Origin of the sequence: Azospirillum oryzae (assembly GCF_900177515.1) — a bacterium.
Classification (GTDB): Bacteria; Pseudomonadota; Alphaproteobacteria; order Azospirillales; family Azospirillaceae; genus Azospirillum; species Azospirillum oryzae_A.
Genome location: NZ_FXAK01000004.1, coordinates 249,622 through 268,345 on the forward strand (window position 1 = coordinate 249,622; position 18,724 = coordinate 268,345).

12 protein-coding genes are annotated in these 18,724 nt (G+C 68.3%); 8 read left to right on the forward strand and 4 right to left on the reverse strand.

What is annotated here, in order from left to right; genetic code table 11:
- The first annotated feature begins 245 nt into the window (after positions 1-245).
- The 5 genes from B9N97_RS08190 to B9N97_RS08210 all read left to right on the forward strand — a co-directional run bounded on the left by B9N97_RS08190 (position 246) and on the right by B9N97_RS08210 (position 9,624).
- Positions 246-2,432, forward strand: a complete 2,187-nt coding sequence (locus B9N97_RS08190; protein ID WP_244560611.1) for a tetratricopeptide repeat protein — start codon at positions 246-248, stop codon at positions 2,430-2,432.
- Between the two features lie 43 nt (positions 2,433-2,475).
- The gene (locus B9N97_RS08195) at positions 2,476-5,502 is read left to right on the forward strand and encodes a class I SAM-dependent methyltransferase (protein ID WP_085085185.1); all 3,027 of its coding nucleotides are present in this window, start codon (positions 2,476-2,478) and stop codon (positions 5,500-5,502) included.
- A gap of 191 nt (positions 5,503-5,693) precedes the next feature.
- Positions 5,694-6,539, forward strand: coding sequence for an exostosin family protein (locus B9N97_RS08200; protein WP_143266521.1), 846 nt, complete (start codon positions 5,694-5,696; stop codon positions 6,537-6,539).
- Positions 6,540-6,802: 263 nt separating this feature from the next.
- Positions 6,803-7,636 carry a glycosyltransferase gene (locus tag B9N97_RS08205; protein WP_143266523.1) on the forward strand — a complete coding sequence of 278 codons (834 nt, stop codon included), beginning with the start codon at positions 6,803-6,805 and terminating at the stop codon, positions 7,634-7,636.
- A gap of 11 nt (positions 7,637-7,647) precedes the next feature.
- Entirely contained in the window at positions 7,648-9,624 is a 1,977-nt protein-coding gene (locus tag B9N97_RS08210; RefSeq protein WP_167393245.1) for a glycosyltransferase, read from the forward strand.
- A gap of 6 nt (positions 9,625-9,630) precedes the next feature.
- Here the strand turns inward: B9N97_RS08210 and B9N97_RS08215 are convergent, their stop codons facing one another.
- Complete coding sequence (locus B9N97_RS08215) at positions 9,631-10,440, reverse strand: FkbM family methyltransferase (protein ID WP_167393246.1); 810 nt, start codon at positions 10,438-10,440, stop codon at positions 9,631-9,633.
- A 215-nt stretch (positions 10,441-10,655) separates the two neighbouring features.
- On the opposite strand from B9N97_RS08215, the gene asnB reads away from it, so the two are divergent.
- A complete protein-coding gene (gene asnB, locus B9N97_RS08220; protein WP_085085195.1) occupies positions 10,656-12,581 on the forward strand; it encodes an asparagine synthase (glutamine-hydrolyzing) in 1,926 nt (641 codons plus the stop codon).
- A gap of 50 nt (positions 12,582-12,631) precedes the next feature.
- Positions 12,632-14,527 (forward strand): hypothetical protein, encoded by a 1,896-nt coding sequence (locus tag B9N97_RS08225; protein WP_244560612.1) that lies wholly within the window; start codon positions 12,632-12,634, stop codon positions 14,525-14,527.
- A 68-nt stretch (positions 14,528-14,595) separates the two neighbouring features.
- Here the strand turns inward: B9N97_RS08225 and B9N97_RS08230 are convergent, their stop codons facing one another.
- Positions 14,596-15,618, reverse strand: a complete 1,023-nt coding sequence (locus B9N97_RS08230; protein WP_244560613.1) for a glycosyltransferase family 2 protein — start codon at positions 15,616-15,618, stop codon at positions 14,596-14,598.
- Between the two features lie 302 nt (positions 15,619-15,920).
- On the opposite strand from B9N97_RS08230, the gene B9N97_RS08235 reads away from it, so the two are divergent.
- Entirely contained in the window at positions 15,921-16,697 is a 777-nt protein-coding gene (locus tag B9N97_RS08235) for a glycosyltransferase family 2 protein (RefSeq protein WP_167393247.1), read from the forward strand.
- A gap of 38 nt (positions 16,698-16,735) precedes the next feature.
- On the opposite strand, the gene B9N97_RS08240 is transcribed toward B9N97_RS08235, so the two are convergent.
- Both B9N97_RS08240 and B9N97_RS08245 read right to left on the reverse strand, forming a co-directional pair.
- Complete coding sequence (locus tag B9N97_RS08240) at positions 16,736-17,599, reverse strand: hypothetical protein (protein ID WP_085085203.1); 864 nt, start codon at positions 17,597-17,599, stop codon at positions 16,736-16,738.
- 104 nt (positions 17,600-17,703) lie between these two features.
- Positions 17,704-18,705 carry a lysylphosphatidylglycerol synthase transmembrane domain-containing protein gene (locus B9N97_RS08245; RefSeq protein WP_085085205.1) on the reverse strand — a complete coding sequence of 334 codons (1,002 nt, stop codon included), beginning with the start codon at positions 18,703-18,705 and terminating at the stop codon, positions 17,704-17,706.
- Positions 18,706-18,724: the final 19 nt, after the last annotated feature.

Sequence of the window (18,724 nt, forward strand, 5' to 3'; positions counted from 1 at the left end):
GACTTGTGCGACTTGCACAACTTCGTCACCGATGACCGGCCAAGCCCTGGCTTCGATGCCGACCGCCCCGTTGTTACAAGTTGATAACACAACCTGTATTTCGTTTGTCGCCGCAGCGAGGATGCGCGTGCGCGGCGAGGATGCGCTTGGAGAATTCGGGAACAGCCGCTATTCCCTTGCGGCGACAGGCGCCGCCGGACAGCCACCACACATGACATCCAAGGGCCAGGGACGACCGATCGAGCATGGCGACCATTCAGGATGCGCTCGCCGCAGCGGTGCGGCATCATCAGAGCGGCCAGCTGGCCGCGGCAGCGCGGATCTACCGCCGTATTCTGGAGATCGCGCCCGACCAGCCCGACGCCCTGCATCTGCTGGGACTGGTCGCCCGGCGCGCCGGCCAGTGGGCGGCAGCGCTCCGCCTGATCGCCCGCGCCCTGCGGATCGATCCGGCCATGGCGGAAACGCGGCTGAACCTGGGCAACCTGCTGCGCGACCGGGGGCATGCGGCCGGGGCGGTGGCGACCTATGCCCGCGCCATCGCCCTGCGCCCGGACTTCACCGCCGCCTATGAGAATCTGGGTGGGTTGCAGCGCGGGCTGGCCCGTCTGGCCGATGCCGAACACGCTTGCCGCCGGGCGGTCAAGCTCGCCCCCGCCGGGGTGGAGGGCCATGCCGGGCTGGCCAACGTCCTGCAGGAACGCGACGCCCTGCCGGATGCCGTTGCCGCCTATGCCCGCGCCCTCGCCCTCGACCCCGCCCACATGGCGGTCTGCAACAACCTGGGCATCGCGTTGCGCGGGCTGGACAAGGCGGGATCCGGAGCGGAAGCGGCCGCGGCGTGGCACCGCCGCGCCGTGGCGCTCGACCCGTATTTCGCCGCCGGCTACAGCAGCCTGGGCCTGGCCCTGCAGGAACAGGGACGGCTGGAGGAGGCGGCGGGCGCCCATGCCCGCGCCGTCGCCGTCGATCCGGGCTTCGCCGGCGCCTACGCCAACCATGGCAACGCCCGGCTGAACCAGAACCGGCCGGATGAGGCCATTGCCGGTTTCCGCCGCGCCGTCGCCATCGACCCGGCCAGCCCGGATGCGCGCCGCAACCTCGGCATGACCCTGCTGGTCGCCGGCCGGTTCGAGGAGGGGTGGCAGGAATATGAGTGGCGACTGCGCTGCAAGGATGCCCCCACCCACGCCGTCATGCCCAAACCGCGCTGGGCGGGCGAGCCGCTGGACGGCCGCCGCATCCTGCTGCACGGCGAACAGGGGCTGGGCGACGCCCTGCAGTTCTGCCGCTACGTCCCCCTGGTGGCGGCCCGCGGCGGCCGGGTGATCCTGGGCCTGCCGGCAGCGCTGGAGCGGGTGATGGCCGGCCTGCCGGGCGTGGAGCGCTTCGTCAGCGGCCAGCTTCCCACCGACGCCTTCGACCTGCATCTGCCGATGCTGAGCCTGGGCGAGGTGTTCGGCACCCAGATGGACACCATCCCGCACCGCGTCCCCTACCTGACGGCGGAGCCCGATCTGGCGGCGCGCTGGAGCGAGCGGCTGAAGGGGTTGGACGGCCTGAAGGTCGGCATCGTCTGGGCCGGATCGCCGACCCACGGCAACGACAAGAACCGCTCCATTGGCCTCGCCCCCTTCGCGCGGCTGGCCTCAATTCCCGGCGTCAGCCTCGTCTCCATCCAGAAGGGGCCGACCGAGGGGCAGGCCGCCGACCCGCCCGGCGGCTTCCCCCTGCTGAACCTGTCGCCCGACATCAAGGACTTCGCCGACACCGCCGCCATCATCGCCGGGCTCGATCTGGTGGTCTGCGTCGACACCTCCGTCGCCCATCTCGCCGGCGCGCTCGGCGTCCCGGTCTGGGTGATGGTCCCCTTCGCCCCCGACTGGCGCTGGATGCTCGACCGCGACGACAGCCCCTGGTATCCGACCATGCGCCTGTTCCGGCAGGACCGGCCCGGCTCCTGGGACGACGCCTTGCACCGGCTGGAGCAGGCCCTGCGCAGCCATGCCGCTCATTCCACCCACACCCGGACAGGACCTTCCGACATGCCGATCCTGGCGCCCGTCTCCTGGGGCGAACTGCTGGACAAGATCACCATCCTCGACATCAAGGCGGAGCGCATCGCCGACGCCGACAAGCTGGCCAATGTCCGGCGCGAGCGCGAGGCGCTGGTCGCCGTGGCGGCGCAGGCCGACACCGCGCGGCCGGAGGTGGCGACGCTGATCGACGACCTGCGCGCGGTCAACACCACCCTGTGGGAGGTCGAGGACGAGATCCGCGACTGCGAGCGCGCGAAGGATTTCGGCCCGCGCTTCGTCGAGCTGGCCCGGCAGGTCTACCACACCAACGACCGCCGCGCAGCGCTGAAGCGCGATCTGAACCAGCTGCTCGGTTCCGAGCTGGTCGAGGAAAAATCCTACCAGGCCTATTGAGACTCGACAGCCCTCCTCCCCTCCAACCGAAGGGTCCTGTTCCATGACCGCCGCCGAAACCGCCACCGGGACCGTCAGCCTTCCGACCGAGCAGAGCGCCCCGGATCGTCTCGCCGTGGAACAGCGCCTGTCGCAGGTTCTGGAGCTGTGCCGGACCGGCCGGCCGGAGGAGGCGGAGGGGCCCTATCGCACACTGTGCGGCAACCCGCCGCGCGATGCCGCCGGGCTGCTGTCGATGGCCGAAGCCGCCCGCATCCTGGCCCGGCCGGCCGACGCCGTGGCCTGGGCCGAGGCGGCGGTGCGGGCGCAAGCCGACAGGGCAGACGGCTGGAGCGTGCTTGCCCTGGCATTCATCGCCGCCGGCCGTGCCGACGACGGCTATGCCGCGGCGGCCGAGGCTCTGCGGCGGACGGGGACTTGGAAGCCGGGGAGCGGGGAGCCGGGGGCCGGAACGGCGGCCATCCAGGCCCACCGCGCCCAGGCGCTCGCCCGGCTGCGCCGCGGCCAGCTGGCCGAAGCGGCGGCGGCCTGCGACACGGCGCTGCGCCTTGCCGACGCGGTCGCGCAAGCCCCCCAGGCCGTGCGTCAGGCGCGGGCCGAGACGCTGGGCACCCTGGCGCTGGTCCGCATGCTGGAAGGCCGGGCGGAGGAGGCCGAGGCGCTGTTCCGCCGGGCGCTCTCCCACCGGCCGGTCCTGCCGGAGATCCTGGGCAACCACGCCTCGCTGCTGGCGCGGCTGGGCCGCGACGGAGAAGCGCTGGAACAGGCCGAGCAGGCGATGGCGCTGCGCCCGCGGCTGACGGGAACCCTTCACCTGATCGGTACCCTGCACCACCGCGCCGGCCAACTGGAAGCGGCCATCGCCGCCTTTCACCGGGTGCTGGCGGTCGATCCCGGCCACCTCGATGCCCGGCTGCGGCTGGCCGACAGCCTGCGCGTCGCCGGCCATTGGCAGGAGGCGGCCACCGTCTGCCGCGACGGGCTGGCCCGCATCGCCAACCCGGACGATCCCAACCGCACGCCGCTGCTGGCCAATCTGGGCGCCGCCCTGCAGACCGGCGGCGATGCCGCGGGCGCGCTGGAGGCTTACCGCGAGGCGCTGCGCCTCTCTCCCGACCTGCCGGAGGTCCATAACAACCTCGCCCGCCTGCATCAGGAGACCGGCAACCCCGATGCCGCCATCGAAGAGCTGCGCCGCGCCACCGCCGGCCGTCCGGCCAGCCAGCCGCTGCCCCTGGCGCTGCGCCACGCCCTGTTGTCGCTGCTGATCGCCGCCGGCCGCACCGCAGAGGCGGAGGCCGAGGCCTTCGGCATCGCCCGCACGGCACCGGAGGACGCGGAGCTGTGCTTCGGCATCGCAGCCCTGTTCCTGCAGGGTGGATGGCGCGACCAGGCCCTGCCCTATGTCCGCAAGGCGATCCGTCTCGCCCCCGACATGCCGCGCAACTGGATCGCCTTTGTCGAGGCGCTGCGCGACGCCACGCCGCCGCAGCCCGACACGGGGCTGGACGAAGGATTGCGCGCCGACCTGCTGGCCGCGCTCGGCCGGCCGGAAGTGGAGAGCGCCGGGCTGACGCGCGCCATCGCCGGCGTGCTGCTGGCCTCGCCCGTCATCAGGACCCTGGCCGCCCTGCCGGAGGATGCCGGCCCCGCGCTGGACGATGCCAGCCGGACCCTGCTGGCCGACGGGTCGCTCGCCGGGCTGGCGGAGGATGTGCTGCTGCTGGCCCATCTGCGCGCCGCACCGGTCTGCGATCCCACCCTGGAACGGGCGCTGACCCGGCTGCGCCGGGTGCTGCTGCTGGCGCTGACCGGCCCCGGCCTGCCCGACCGGCCGTCCTGGCGCGCCCTATGCGCCGCCATCGCCGAACAGGGATTCCTCAACGAATACGTCTTCGCCGAGACCGACGGCGAGTTCCAGGTCCTGGCGGTGCTGCTCCGCGCGGCGGAAGCGGCACTGGCGAGCGGCGAACAGCCGCCGGCGGTGCTGGTCGCCCTGCTCGGCGCCTACCGGCCGCTCTACCGCTGGGAACGGGCGGAAGCCTTGCAGGCCCTGTCCTGGCCGGAGGAGATCGCCCGGCTGCTGGAGCGGCAGGTCGCCGAGCCGCTGGCCGAGGCGGCGATCCAGGCGGAGCTGCCGGCGCTGACGCCGATCAGCCACCCGGTGTCGGTCGGCGTGCGCGCCCAATATGAGGAGAACCCCTATCCCCGCTGGATGACCACCGGCCTGCTGCCGGAACCGGTGCCGCTGCCCCGTTTCCTGCACGCGCTTTTCCCGCATGCCGCCCTGCCCGCCTCCCCCGCCTGGCCCTCCGCTTGGGAAGCGCCGGGCTGGGAGGCGCCGGAGGTGCTGGTCGCCGGCTGCGGCACCGGGCGCGAGGCGGTGTGGGCCGCCTCCACCTTGAAGAACGCAAAGGTGCTGGCGGTCGACCTCAGCCGCCGCAGCCTCGCCTACGCCACGCGGCAGAGCCGGCGGCTGGGGCTGAAATCCATCGAGTTCGCCCAGGCCGACCTGCTGGAGCTGGGGACGCTGGACCGCCGCTTCGACGTGATCCACAGCGTCGGCGTGCTGCACCACATGGAAGACCCGATGGCGGGGTTGCGGGTGCTGCGCGGGCTGCTGCGCCCGCATGGCGTGATGGAGGTGGGCTTTTACAGTGCCGCTGCCCGCCGGCCGGTTCTGGCCGCCCGCCAGTTCATCGCGGAGCGCGGCCACCCGCCGACCCTGGACGGCATCCGCCACGTCCGCCGCGACATCCAGGATCTGCCGGACGGCCATCCGGCGCGCGCCGTCGTCCATTCCCCGGACTTCTACGGCACCAGCGCCTGCCGCGACCTGCTGATGCATGTCCATGAGCTGCACGTCACCCTGCCCTGGCTGGCCGGTGCGCTCGAAGCGTTGGGCCTGGAGTTCCTGGGCTTCCGCCTGGCCGATCCGGCGGTGGCCGCACTCTACCGCAAGCGCTTCCCCGAAGACCCGGCGATGACCTCGCTCGGGCGCTGGGACCGGCTGGAGGCGGAGCATCCGATGATCTTCGGCGGGCTGTACCAGGCCTGGGTGCGCGGATAAGCACGCGTCCGGCTTTGAATTCCACCGCCGTGAGACCGATCGCTTCCAGAGTCCGACCTGTCTCATATCGTTTTTTACAGCGTCGTGCGTTTAATATGAAGCGCACGACGCTGTAGCTTTATGTTTGTCGATCAGATTCACGCTCCAAATCGATTCCGATTTTACGCGATCCGATCTAAAAGAGGTGCGGCATGGATGAAGAGATCGGTCTTCTCCGGTACAATTCGATCCCTCTCCTGTGCGATCATATCCTGGATTGCACAAAGGAATATTATGAGCAGTTTGGAGTCCTGCCCCTCCACTCGAACCCGCCTTTCCGTCCTCACGAAGTGAAGGCGGGGGATACCGTCTTCGTGAAGACGGATCTTCTGCCGTTCTTCGAGAGCAACGTCCTGCGCCTGATCGACAATCCCTTCGTTCTGGTCACCGGCGTGAGCGACATCACGCCAGACGCCCACCGCCATCTGCTCGACGACCCCAGGATACGGGAATGGTGGGGCTGCAATCTGCCGAAATGGTCATCGTCCGTTCATCAGCTTCCGATCGGATTCACCGAGAAGCAGCGGCCCTATGGCCGGCAATCCCTGATCCTCGACCATGCGGGCGGATTGCCCTGGAATGATCGCCCCATCGAGATCCTATGCACCTTCCTGTCCAAGACATCGGTGGACAGAAGCGAACTCCCCAGCGATGGCGTGTTCATCTGCGAGAACCGGATGGATTATCGTTACTATCTGGCTCTCATGGGAATGTCCAAGTTCGTTCTCTGTCCCCAGGGCAACGGGGTGGACACGATCCGTGTGTGGGAGAGTCTGGCAACGGGCGCCATTCCGATCGTCACCTCGGGCATCCTGGATCCGCTCTACCAGGATTGCGGATGCGCCGTGATTCCCGACTGGTCCCGGATACGGACCGCCACGGAAATCCGCGGTGGAGAGGACAGGCGCCAGAGAACGATGGAAGGATTCGCCAAGCGCGATGGCATCCTGTTCCTGGCCCATTGGCGCGACAGGATGAAACGTCTCAAGACGCTCTGATCCCGATCCGCCTCCGAACAAAATACGATAAGTATTGCACACCCATGGAGATGTTGATGCTTCACTTTTTCTGGTCACCATACATCTTCAGGGAAGACTCTTATAGCAAGTACGAAGCGAACAATGCCGAAATCTGCAAGTATGCGCGCAAGGTTCTTGGGAAACACACCGACGTCCATCTGGACAGCTTCACCGCTTCCAGGGTGACCCGCAATCCGTCCGATATACTTCTTGGGCACACCACCTTCGATCCGGTCGGGGGGTTGAGCGACGATTGGGTCCGTGACAACGCCCTAGCGCCCGGCGAACCCTGCCACCCCAACACCTACCTCATGGTGCCGATCCTGCCCGTGCAGATCGCCGAGCACAAGAAATGGTCCCCTTTCGTCGACAGCCAGTTCGACGCCGCCCGGCTGATCTTCGGCATCTGCGGCGATTACTGGTACGAGCAGATCCAGGCGCTGCCGACCGATACGCCGATCGGCCGGATCAAGCACAAGCTGGTCCGCATCGACATGGGGTGCGAAGCCCGCCTGTTCGGAGCGCCGCGCCGCTACAGCCCGGAAAGCATGAACGGCCTGCTGCATCTGAGCGACCTCCAGCCGCACAAGGGGTTCGACATGCTGCTGGACAGCATCGACCCGGCCCTGATGCGGCTGCATCTGGGCAGCGGCAGCCTGCGCAACCACGCCAACCAGCGGGTCCGCATCCGCGACAAGGAGGTCATCTCGCTGGGCTGGATGGACAACAGCAATCCGCAGGTGGACCGCTTCGTCAAGGAGCAATGCGCCTTCTACATCCACACCAGTTCCCTGGACGCACAGGCCACCGCGATCCTGGAGAATTGCGCGCGCGGACTGGTGCCCATCGTCACTCCGGAAAGCGGCTTCCGCTCCCCCCATGCGATCTATCTCACCCAGGATCCCGCCAGAAACCGTGAGATCATCCTTGCGGCGATGGCGATGAGCCCGGCGGAATACGAGGCACGCAGCACCGGCGTGGTCGAACAGATCCTGACGAATCACGCTTGGGAAACCGTCTTCGGCACGGTATGGGAAACCATCCAGGCCGACATACGGCACCGGCATACGGCGTGAGCAGTCCCACGATGACCACAGTCCCCACCAGTGCCTGCCGGCTGTGCGGCGGCAGCGCGATCCGTGTCTTCGAGACGGTGCTTCTCGGCCGGCATCAGGTCGGCTATTGGGAATGCACCCAATGCGGTTCCCTGCAGACCGATCCTCCCCATTGGCTGGACGACGCCTATACGCCGGACTGCATGATGCAGGACGTCGGCATCGTGCAGCGCAGCATCCTGCTGTCGCTCACGGTCCCGCCCCTGCTGGAGCAACTCGGCGTCGGGGCGGGAACCCCGTGCCTGGATTGGGGCGGAGGCAACGGCCTGTTCACCCGCATGATGCGGGATCGGGGCTTCGCCTTCTTCCTGCACGACAAATACGTCGACAATCATTATGCGCTGGGGTTTGCGCGCAAGGACACGGAAACCTCGGTGTTTCCGGTCACCACGGCGTTCGAGGTGCTGGAACATCTGCCGAATCCGGCCGAGGACCTCGACGGCATTTTCGCCGCGGACTCCGACATCATCATCACCACGACCCAGCTTTACCGCGGGGAGGGGCCGGACTGGTTCTACCTGTCCCCCGACAACGGCCAGCACGTCTTCTTCTATTCGCTGCGTGCCCTCGACATGGTGGCGCAACGCCATGGCATGCGGCTGCACAGCAACGGCCAGACCCATGTCTTCTACCGGGAGCAGCCCAGGCATCTGCGCTATTCGCCGGACCGGATCCATGCGATGGGCAAGGCGCTCTCCGATCCGGCGGGATTGCTGGACAGCGGCCTTCGCGGATTGCAGAGCCATGTCCGGCAGGCCCCCTATCAGCATGTCGCCACCGACGCGCAGGCCGTGCTGGAGCGTTTGCGCTCCACCCGTCCCGCAGCCGCGCCGGCCCGGGATCGCCTGCGCTTCCAAATCCGCCGCTCCCCGGCCAAGCCGCGGGTGATGATCGACTCCGTCTTCTTCCAGCTTCAGCGCACCGGCATCGCCCGCGTCTGGCACAGCCTGCTGAAGGAGTGGAGCGGCACCGACTTCGCCGAGCGGCTTCTGGTCCTGGACCGCAACGGCTGGGCACCGCGGGTGCCGGGCATCGCCTACCGGATGATCGAGCCGCACGACTATGCCGATCCGCAGCGCCAGCGGCGGCTGATCGAGCAGTGCGGCCTGGAGGAGAAGGCCGGGGTCTTCATCTCGACCTACTACACCGCGCCGCTCACCATCCCGTCGGTGATGATGGTGTACGACATGATCCCGGAGATGCTGAACATGAACCTGGCACAGCCGATGTGGGCCGAAAAGCGGGCCGCCATCGCCTATGCCCGACGCTATATCTGCATTTCCGAAAGCACCCGCAGCGATCTGGAGCGCCTGCACACGGAAGCGGCGGGGCGGACCAGCCTTGCCTATCCGGGCGTCGATTCCTCCTTCCGCGTCCTGCCGGACACCGACCGGCAGGCCTTGCGGGCCGAGGTGCGCTGTCCCAACGGCTTCTTCCTGCTGGTGGGCGGCCTGCACGAGCACAAGAACGGCGTGGCCCTGGTGCATGCCTTGGCACGGATGCCGCCGGAAGAACGCCTGCCCGTCCTGTGCTCCAGCCGCCACGCGTCGCCGGATCAGCTGAACGGCCTGCCGGAGGGAGTCGAGGTCCGGCTGGTGCGGGCGGAGGACGATGCGCTGGTCCGCCTGTACAATGCGGCGACCGCCCTGGTGTTCCCGTCCTTCTACGAAGGCTTCGGGCTGCCGCTGATCGAAGCGATGGCCTGCGGGTGCCCGGTCGTCGCCTCCGACCTGCCGGTGCTGCGCGAGGTGGGCGCCGAGGCGGCGCTCTACATCGACCCGCGGTCCCCGGACAGCATCGTCCCCGCCCTGCGCGCCGTCCGCCAGCCCGCGACACGAAACGCCCTGATCCAGGCCGGCTTCGACCGGAGCAGGCGCTTCACCTGGCAGGGGATGGCCGCCGCGGTTCGCGAGGTTCTGGAACAGGAGGCGGACCGGGCGGAGGCCTGAACCGCCTCACTGCCACCAGGCGTGATCGTCGGTGATCTCGGGCTCGGGGATGTGGATGTCGCTGCCCGGCGGCAGGGCGATGAGGTTGACGGCGCCGACCCCGCCGAACAGGTCGGTGGGGTTGCCGGCGAAGTTGCCGGGATGGAACAGGCGGGCGGTGTGCCACCAGACCCGGTAGCCCATCGACCGGATCAGCCCGATCAGGGCGGGCGAGCGGTCGCGCCGGTCGTTCTCCACATACAGCACCGGCCGGTGGCGCGCGATCAGTTTGGAGGCCCCGCGCAGCACCGCCTCCTCCATGCCCTCCACGTCGGCCTTCAGCAGGCGGCAGGACGGCAGGTCCAGGCTGTCCAGCGTCACCAGCGGAACCAGTTCGCCATAGTCCCAGCCGCCGAGACCGAGGGCGCCGAAATTGTTGGAACGGCTCGGGTCGAGCGTCGGCACCCGGATGGCGCCGGCCTCGCCACCCACCACCATGCGCCGCGCCCGCACATTGGTAACGCCGTTCAGGGCCAGATTGGCGCAGAGAAGGTTGAACAGCATCTCCTGCGGTTCGAAGGCGATGACGGAGCCGGACGACCCGACCATGCGGGCCAGCGGCAGGGTCTGGGCGCCGATGTTGGCCCCGACCTCGACCACGACGTCACCCGGACGCACGACCGAGCGGAACAGGGCCACCTCATGCTCGGCATATTCGCCGTAGAGATCGAGGGAGCGGCCGACATAGCGGTCGTTGCGGTTGTAGACCATCAAGCCGTGACGGCACGGCCGCATGCGGTTGAAGCCGCCTTCCAGATCCACTGGCCCACCGATCATCCGCCTGCTCCCATCCGGCCCGACCGGAACGGCCGCACCCCACGGCCTCTGCTGTAACCAAAGCAGGAATTGGAAGCCACGACTTTCCGCCCGCGCACCCTGTCGCCGCTCTCCGGCAGTCCGGGTTCGGCATTTCGCCATGGCACCCGGCCGGGGGAGGCGCTACACCTAGCCCCCGTCGCCACCTTCGGCAGTCCCCTCGGGAGAGCAGCCCCATGTGCGGTTTCGCCGGCTTCGCCGGACCCGGCGGCGAGCGCGACCTCGCCGTCATGACCAGCATCATCCGCCACCGCGGCCCCGACGACGACGGCGTCTATGCCGATCATGGCAGTGCCGATCACAGCGGCGCCTTGCCGGTCCATCTGGGCTTCCGCCGCCTCGCCATCATCGACATCGAGGGCGGCCACCAGCCGATGGCGACGGCGGAGGGCGATCTGGTCATCGTCTACAACGGCGAGATCTACAACGCGCCTGAGCTGCGCCGCGCGCTGGAGCAGGCCGGCCACCGCTTCCGAACCGACCATTCCGACACCGAGGTGCTGCTGCACGGCTACCGGGAATGGGGCCTGGACATGCTGGAGCGGCTGAACGGCATGTTCGCCTTCTGCCTCTACGACCGCCGCCAGGGCCGGCTGGTGTTCGGCCGCGACCGCTTCGGCAAGAAGCCGCTGTTCTATGCCGAGACGCCGGACGGGCTGGTTTTCGCGTCGGAGGCCACCGCCGTCCTGTCGCACCCGTCGGTGCCGGACGGGCTGGACCGCACCGCGCTGGTCAAGTATTTCGCCTACGGCTTCATCCCGGCGCCGCTGACCGCCCATGCCGCGGTGCGCAAGCTGCCGGGCGGTTGCAGCATGGTCTACGACCTGACCAGCCGCCGGCTGTCGGTCAGCCGCTACTGGGAATACCGCATGGTGGTGGACGACCAGCCGCCGGGCGGCCCCGATGAGTGGGCGGAGGAGCTGCGCGAGCTGCTGGACCGCGCGGTGGAGCGCCGGATGCTGAGCGACGTGCCGGTCGGCTTCTTCCTGTCCGGCGGCATCGACAGCGCCGCCATCGTGGCGCTCGCGGCCCGCCACCGCGACCCGGCGTCGATGAAGACCTTCACCATCGGCTTCGACGAGCCGAGCTTCGACGAGAGCGGCTATGCCGCCGACGCGGCGCGCCATTACGGCACCGACCATGCCTGCCGCACGCTGAACCTCGACACCGCGGCGGGGATGCTGCCGGAACTGCTGGGCCGGCTGGACGACCCGATCGCCGATCCGTCGATCCTGCCGACGCACCTGCTGTCGCGCTTCGCCCGCGAACGGGTGACGGTGGCGCTGACCGGCGACGGCGGCGACGAGCTGTTCGCCGGCTACGACACCTTCGACGCGCTCAAGCCCGCGCGGCTCTACCACCATGCCGTCCCCCGCCCGCTGCACCGGCTGGCGGAAGCGGTGGCCCACCGGCTGCCGCGCTCGGACCGCAACATGAGCTTCGACTTCAAGCTGCGCCGGGCGCTGCGCGGGCTGGGGCACCGGCCGGCGCACTGGATGCCGGCCTGGCTGGGACCGGCCTCTGTGGAGGAGGTGTCGCGGCTGTTCGGCACCGACCTCTCCGCCGACGATCTCTATGACGAGGCCGACGCCCTGTGGCGGTCGGGCGCCAGCCGGAACGACGTCGACCGCTCCATCGAGTTCTACGGCCGCTTCTATCTGGGCGAGAATTTGCTGATCAAGGCCGACCGCGCCAGCATGTTCTGTTCGCTGGAGACGCGCTCGCCCTTCCTCGACCGCGACCTCGTCGCCTTCGTCAGCCGGCTGCCGGCCGGCGTGAAGCTGCAGCCGAACGGCATCCGGGGCGGGACGCGGAAATGGATCCTGAAGAAGGCGATGGCGCCGCTGCTGCCGCCGGCGATCCTGTCGCGGCCCAAGAAGGGCTTCGGCATCCCCTTGAGCCGCTGGCTGCGCCACCTGCCCCAGCCGCCGCTGGAGACCGCGGCGCGCATCGGGGTGGACGGCGCCTGGCTGGCGGCGCGCTGGGACGAGCACCGCAGCGGGCAGGCCGACCACCGCGGCCTGCTGTGGGCCTGGACCGCACTCGCCACCGCGCTGGACCGCCCGGCCCAGACCCCGGCACCGATGGAAAACGCAGCATGAGTTTAGACAGTCTGGATCGTCCGCTTCCTCAGACGCATGGGGGAGCGGACATGCATGCCGCTGCCCGCGCCGGTTCCCGCGCCTCGTCGTTCGCCCGCATCCTGGTCCGGCTTCTGCTGGGGCTGGGGACGCTGATCGTCGTCTATCAGTTCGGCCGGAACATGCAGGCGAGCAGCGGCCTGCCCTATTGGGACGACTGGGGCTATTTCTTCGGCACCGCCCAGGGCGTGCAGCAGCCGCTGACCTTCCATTCGATCTTCGCCAAGGACAGCGACCATGTCGCGCCCTTCTTCAAGCTGCTGACCCACGGGCTGTGGCATGCCATCGGCGTCGATTTCATCGCCTTCCGGCTGGTCGGCTGGCTGGCCTTCGCCGCGATGCTGGCCACTTACGCGCTGGTCCTGCTGCGGGACTGCATGCGGTCGGCCTCAGATGCGGTGCCGGTGGTGGCGGCCGGACTGTTCCTGACCGGCACGCTGAACAACGAGTATTTCTATTACCAGCACATGGGGCTGGCCCAGCCGATCTTCTTCACCTGCCTGTTCCTGTTCCTCCACACGCTGGCCCGCGGGCGGCTGGTGCTTGCCACGCTGTTCCTGCTGGCCTTCGGCTCCACCGGAGTGTTCGGCGCCAGCTATGCGCTGGGAGCGGCGGGGGTCGGGGCGGTGCTGGCCCTGCGCCGAAAGGCAGGCTGGCGGGAAAGGCTGACGGAGGGCCGCACGCTGCTGGCGGTCGGCGGCGGGCTGCTGCTGACGGTGGCGATGCTATGGATGACCTTCCACGGCTCCTACGCCAACCACACCGGCCAGCCGCTGGTGCTGCCCTGGCATCGGGAGTTCTGGGCCTTCCTGTTCGGCGCCTTCGCCACCGCCGCCGGCCTGCCGGTGGAGACAGTGGGAGCGCCGCCGTCCCTGGCGGTGGGGGCCGTGGCGTTCGCGCTCTGCCTGATCCCGGCGGTGCTGCTGCCCTTCGGCCGGGCGGGCGTCGAGCGGCGGCACGCCGTCTTCTGCATCGCCTCGCTGATTGCAGGGGCGGTGATCGTCACCATGACCACCGCCCTGGGCCGGGCCGGGCTGTGCGGCGACGGCATCGCCGCCGCGATGCGTTGCGGCACCATCCCGCGCTATGCCTATCCGGTCCTGCTGGCCTTCCCGGCGGCGGTCGCCGGCTGGACGGTGCTGATGGCCGGCCGGGCAGGGGTCGGGAGAATGAACCGGGGAACCGCCGCCGGGCTGCTTCTGGCCGCCCTGCTCGTCCTCGGCCACAGCGTCGGCGGCTCCCTGCTGCGGCATTGGAAAGTCGCTGATCTCAACCGCATGGTGGCGGAACGCGACAGCGAGGCGCAACGCTGCATCGCCAGCCACCTGCAGGCCATCAGGACAGCGGACGGGCTGGACTGGCAGCAGCCGCTGGTCTGCCCGTCCAGCTCGCCGCGCAACATCGCCCCCTTCCTGCACGCGGCCTACGACCTGAAGGCCGACTTCCTGGCCCCGACCCTGAACGATGCGGCCAACCGGCCGGAGCGCCCGATCCTGCAGACCCTTCTGCGCAACGGGACGCTCGATGACGGGACCGGTGTCCTGCGGCTGAGCATGGCGGTGCGGACGGCCGAGACGGGGGACGGGGTGAACGGCTCCCTCGACCGGATCGAGCGGATTCCCAACGGTCCGCTCGCCCTGGCGGGATGGGCCGCCGACATGACCGTGCCGGCGCCGGCGGCTTTCGTCCTGGCGGCGGTCGGCGACCGCATCGTCGCCACCGGCTCCACCGGCAGTGCGCGGTCCGACGTCGTCAACGCCTTCCACGAGGAGCGGCTCCTCAACAGCGGCTTCATCCTGCCGCTGCCGGCCGAGGTCGCCGGCCAGCGGGTCCGGCTGTTCGTCATGGCCCATTCCGGCGCCTTGAAGGAACTGACGCCCCCCGGCGGTGTGGTGGCGGCGCCCTGACGCGAGACGGCGACGCGAAAAGGCCCCGCACCGGGAAGGGTGCGGGGCCTTTTTTCTGATCGGGACCGTCAGTCGCGGATGCTGCGGTCCACGGGCGGCGGTTCGTCGAAATTCAGCATGGTCTTGATCGAATAGTGGCTCTTGCCCTGGCTCTCGAAATAGATGCGGACCAGCAGCTCGGCCAGCAGCCCCATCAGGATGCACATCACCCCGGTGACCAGCCCCATCGTCACCAGAAGCGGCAGCGGCGTCAGGATGAAGGAGATGCCGTCGACCAGCTTCAGATAGATCGCATAGATGCCGGCCAGCACCGACAGCCCCATGAACATCAGGCCGGCGAAGCCGAAGATGTAGATCGGCTTGGTCTCGTACTGGGTCAGGAACTTCACGACGACGAGGTCGAGGACGACCTTCAGCACCCGCTCCAGCCCGTATTTCGACTGGCCGTGGCGGCGCGGGTGGTGGCGCACCGGCATCTCGGTCAGCCTGGCGCCCTGCCAGCGGGCGTAGATCGGCACGAAGCGGTGCATCTCGCCATAGAGCCGGTAGCCCTGCAGCATCTGCCGCCGGTAGGCCTTCAGCGTGCAGCCATAGTCGTTCAGCTTCACGCCGGAGATGGTGGAGATCAGCTTGTTGGCCATCTTGCTCGGCAGCGTGCGCAGCAGGAAGCCGTCCTGCCGGTCGGCGCGCCAGCCCGACACCACGTCATACCCCTCGTCCAGCTTGGCGAGCAGGCCTGCGATGTCCTGCGGGTCGTTCTGCAGGTCGCCGTCCATCGGCACGATGACGTCGCCGCGGGCATGATCGATGCCGGCCATCATCGCCGCGGTCTGGCCGACGTTGCGGCGGAAGTTGATGACGCGGATGCGGCTGTCCGACGCCACGCGCTGCAATTCCGCCTCCGTCCCGTCGGTGGAGCCGTCATTGACGAAGATGACCTCGAAGCTCCGCCCCAGCCCGTCGAGCGCCGGGATCAGCCGGCCGCACAGGGGGGCGATGTTGTCCTCCTCGTTGTAGACCGGGATCAGGACCGAGACGGAAACCGTGCCGGTGTCCATGGCGGCGGATCCGGGGGTGAGCAGGAGGGTCATCGAACGGGTCCGGAGGCTGCGGGTCATCTATCGTGGGCGATGCCGGGCCATGGTATGGCCGCTGGGTCCAGCAAGCGCAACGGATAATTGGATCACGGGCCAGGGACGGGCGCTCGATCGACGGCCATGACATCGGCGATGCCGTTGTCCCTGCTGTGTCTTGCCAAGGCCCATGCCACTGTGGGATGACGTGCGGACAAACGGCGGGGCATGCGGGAAGCCGGGCGGATGCCCGTCGGCGGCCGCCTGCCGGCAGGCCGTTCAGCCCGACATGCTCCCCGACCGGAACCGGCCCACCCCCGATGAAACTCTCCCTCGTCATCCCTTGCACCCATCGGGACGTCGTCCTGGTTCCGGATCTGCTGGAAGCCTATGCGAGCGGCACCGAACTGCCGGATCAGGTCATCGTATCGATCAGCAACGCGCACATGGCGGACGAGGCGGTCCTGGCGCGGGTCGCCGCCATCGGCGTCACCCGCTTCCCCGAGATCCTCATCCTCAAGCACCACCGGCGCATGTTCCACGGGCCGAACCGCCAAGCCGCCTCGGAACGGGCGATCCATGAGCTGATCTGCTATCAGGACGCCGACGACACCCCGCATCCGCAGCGCATCCAGATCGTCAAGCGCCTGTTCCAGCAGTACGACATCATGCACCTGAACCACACCTGCTGCTTTGCAGGGGGGGAGTTTTATCAGGTCCATGGCGCTCTCCAGTTCATGATCTGGCACCAGAGCGCCATCGCCGAAGGCTGCTTCCCGCAGGGCCGGCTGCGTGACTGCGTCCAGGTGCAGCAGTCCTACGGCGCCTTCACCGAACGCCCCGTCCATGCCGGGCAGCCGGTGATCCGGAGAGAGGTGCTGAAGCAGGTGCGCTGGAAGGATTGGGGGGAGCTGGCCTTCGGCATCTCCGAGGATTACGAGTTCAGCATGGAGTGCGTCTATGTCTGGCGCAAATCGATGATCGTCGACATCCCGCTGATCCGCTACACCCCCTTCGCAGGCCGCGAGACGGTGGAGGAGATGCTGGGGCTCGTCCCGGACGGCGCGTCCTCCACGGCCCCATCCTCCCAGCCCTGACCGGGGCGGACGGCTTCAGCCGGAGCGGCAGTTCCTGTTCAAAGGGAACTGCCGATCCTCAGCAACTCGTCATTGTCCCACGGGGCATAGGCCGTCATGTAGGCCAAAGAGGGATCGTTGATCAGTTCCTCGGGAAGGCCAAGGGCTTCGACAAGATCCGATCTGACGCAGATCGCGTTGCCGGTGTGGCAAACCACCGTATACCCTTTTTCCTTCGCAAGATCGGCAACGGCCATGAAGCTTGAGCCGGATGCTTCTCCGCCATGGACATATCGTTCCGGGGGCGGCAGGTAGCTGTTCACCTCGATGATGACGATTTTCGGCGAGTATTCCTTGATGGATGCCCAAACCTGATAATCGCTGCTGTCGATGTCGATGCTCAGGATATCGAAGTCCTTCGGCATGGAGGTCGCGCCGAGGATGTCGTCGACCCGCTTTCCCGGAACATCCGGAGAGACGAAAGCGAGAACAGGCAGAACCTTTTGGTCGGGCAGCTTCGAACAGGTGGTGACGAGATCCTTGTATTTCTCGGCATCCCCCTCGATATAGACGCCGCTCCAGCCGGCCTCCGCCAGAGAGTATGTGTTGCTGAGATGAATGCCATCCCAGGCGCCGAACTCGCAGAAACTGCCTGAGGATATCCGCAGCCTCAGAAGAATTTCGGCGATGATACCGTCCTCTCCATTCTGGCTGTATTTATTTCTTGCATAGGAATTGAGTGGAGATTTTGCTTTACGCAAAGCCTGCTTATCATTGGCGATATTGAGTATTCTTTTCGCCTCATCATACCACGGATACGCGTATATGATATTTTCGCACATCTCCGCAGCAATGTCATACCGCCCGACAGCGATGGCGCCATTGGCGATCTTCACCGCATCGTCCACTGTGATCTGGCCCATTCTTCCTGATCCTCTCCATGATCACGACCCACGACATCCCGTGTCCGGTGTAGCGGGAAAGGATCGTGATCGCATCCCTCCTGAACGCCCCCCAGAACGGCCGATCAATCCGGCGAGCGACCGGCAGCCTCGTCCACACAGGCCCGCCGCTCCCGCAGGACCGTCAGGTCGATGACCGCGCCCAGCAGGGCCACCATCACCTGGAAGGCGAGGATGCCGAAGCCCAGCGCCAGCGACTGGGCATGCGGCACGCCGACCAGATCGAGCAGGCCGACCAGCGACGCCTCGCGCAGGCCGATGCCGGCGACGGTGACCGGCATCAGCACGATCACCGACATCAGCCCGATCACCGCGCTCCACACCGAAAAGGGCTGGTCGATGCCGACCGCCAGCCCCAGCGCCTGGCTGCCGGTGACCGCCGCCACCTGCACCGCGATCCCGCCGGCGACCGACAGCAAGGCCCGCCCCGGCCGGCGCGTCTGGTCGCGCCAGGCCTCCAGGAAGCGGCGCAGCGGACCGAGCAGCAGGGCCTCACGCTTCGGTCCGGCACGCCAGCCGAGCAGGGCCAGCAGCAGGGCGCGGGCCGGCGCCCAGGCCAGCAGAACGGTCGCCGCGACCAGACCGGCCAGCACCAGCCCCACCCCGACCAGCAGCCCGTCGCCGAAGCGCGCCGATTGCATCGACAGCCCGCCGCCGGTCAGCAGCAGCAGCCCGGCGATCCCCGTCACCTTGTCGAAGGCCACGGCCGAGACGATGCGGCCGCCGCCGATTTCTCCCTGGCCCTGCCCGTGCCCCTGCCCCCGCCCTTCGTCGCGGCTGAGCCGGTAGGCCTTCACCGCCTCCCCCGCCAGCTGGCCCGGCAGCACCAGCGCATAGAGCTGCGCCACCAGCGTGTAGGCGAGCAGCCGCCCCGCCCGCAGCTCCGGCAGCAGCACCCGCAGCTTCAGCGCGTTCAGCACATGCATCAGGAAGAACAGCAGGCCGGCGAGCGCCATCAGCCCCGGCGACGCCACCGCCAGCACCCGCCCGACCTCCGCCACATCGACCCGCCACAGCAGCAGGGCGACCAGCAGCGCGCTGACCAGGGCTTTCAGGCCGGGACGCATTTAAAGACGCCTTTTCATG

Bases quoted from the DNA above. Each gene is read 5' to 3' on its own strand.
- B9N97_RS08190 (WP_244560611.1), top strand. From the start codon at position 246: ATGGCGACCATTCAGGATGCGCTCGCCGCAGCGGTGCGGCATCATCAG.
- B9N97_RS08195 (WP_085085185.1), top strand. From the start codon at position 2,476: ATGACCGCCGCCGAAACCGCCACCGGGACCGTCAGCCTTCCGACCGAG.
- B9N97_RS08200 (WP_143266521.1), top strand. From the start codon at position 5,694: ATGGATGAAGAGATCGGTCTTCTCCGGTACAATTCGATCCCTCTCCTG.
- B9N97_RS08210 (WP_167393245.1), top strand. From the start codon at position 7,648: ATGACCACAGTCCCCACCAGTGCCTGCCGGCTGTGCGGCGGCAGCGCG.
- B9N97_RS08215 (WP_167393246.1), bottom strand. From the start codon at position 10,440: ATGATCGGTGGGCCAGTGGATCTGGAAGGCGGCTTCAACCGCATGCGG.
- asnB (WP_085085195.1), top strand. From the start codon at position 10,656: ATGTGCGGTTTCGCCGGCTTCGCCGGACCCGGCGGCGAGCGCGACCTC.
- B9N97_RS08225 (WP_244560612.1), top strand. From the start codon at position 12,632: ATGCATGCCGCTGCCCGCGCCGGTTCCCGCGCCTCGTCGTTCGCCCGC.
- B9N97_RS08230 (WP_244560613.1), bottom strand. From the start codon at position 15,618: ATGACCCTCCTGCTCACCCCCGGATCCGCCGCCATGGACACCGGCACG.
- B9N97_RS08235 (WP_167393247.1), top strand. From the start codon at position 15,921: ATGAAACTCTCCCTCGTCATCCCTTGCACCCATCGGGACGTCGTCCTG.
- B9N97_RS08240 (WP_085085203.1), bottom strand. From the start codon at position 17,599: ATGGGCCAGATCACAGTGGACGATGCGGTGAAGATCGCCAATGGCGCC.
- B9N97_RS08245 (WP_085085205.1), bottom strand. From the start codon at position 18,705: ATGCGTCCCGGCCTGAAAGCCCTGGTCAGCGCGCTGCTGGTCGCCCTG.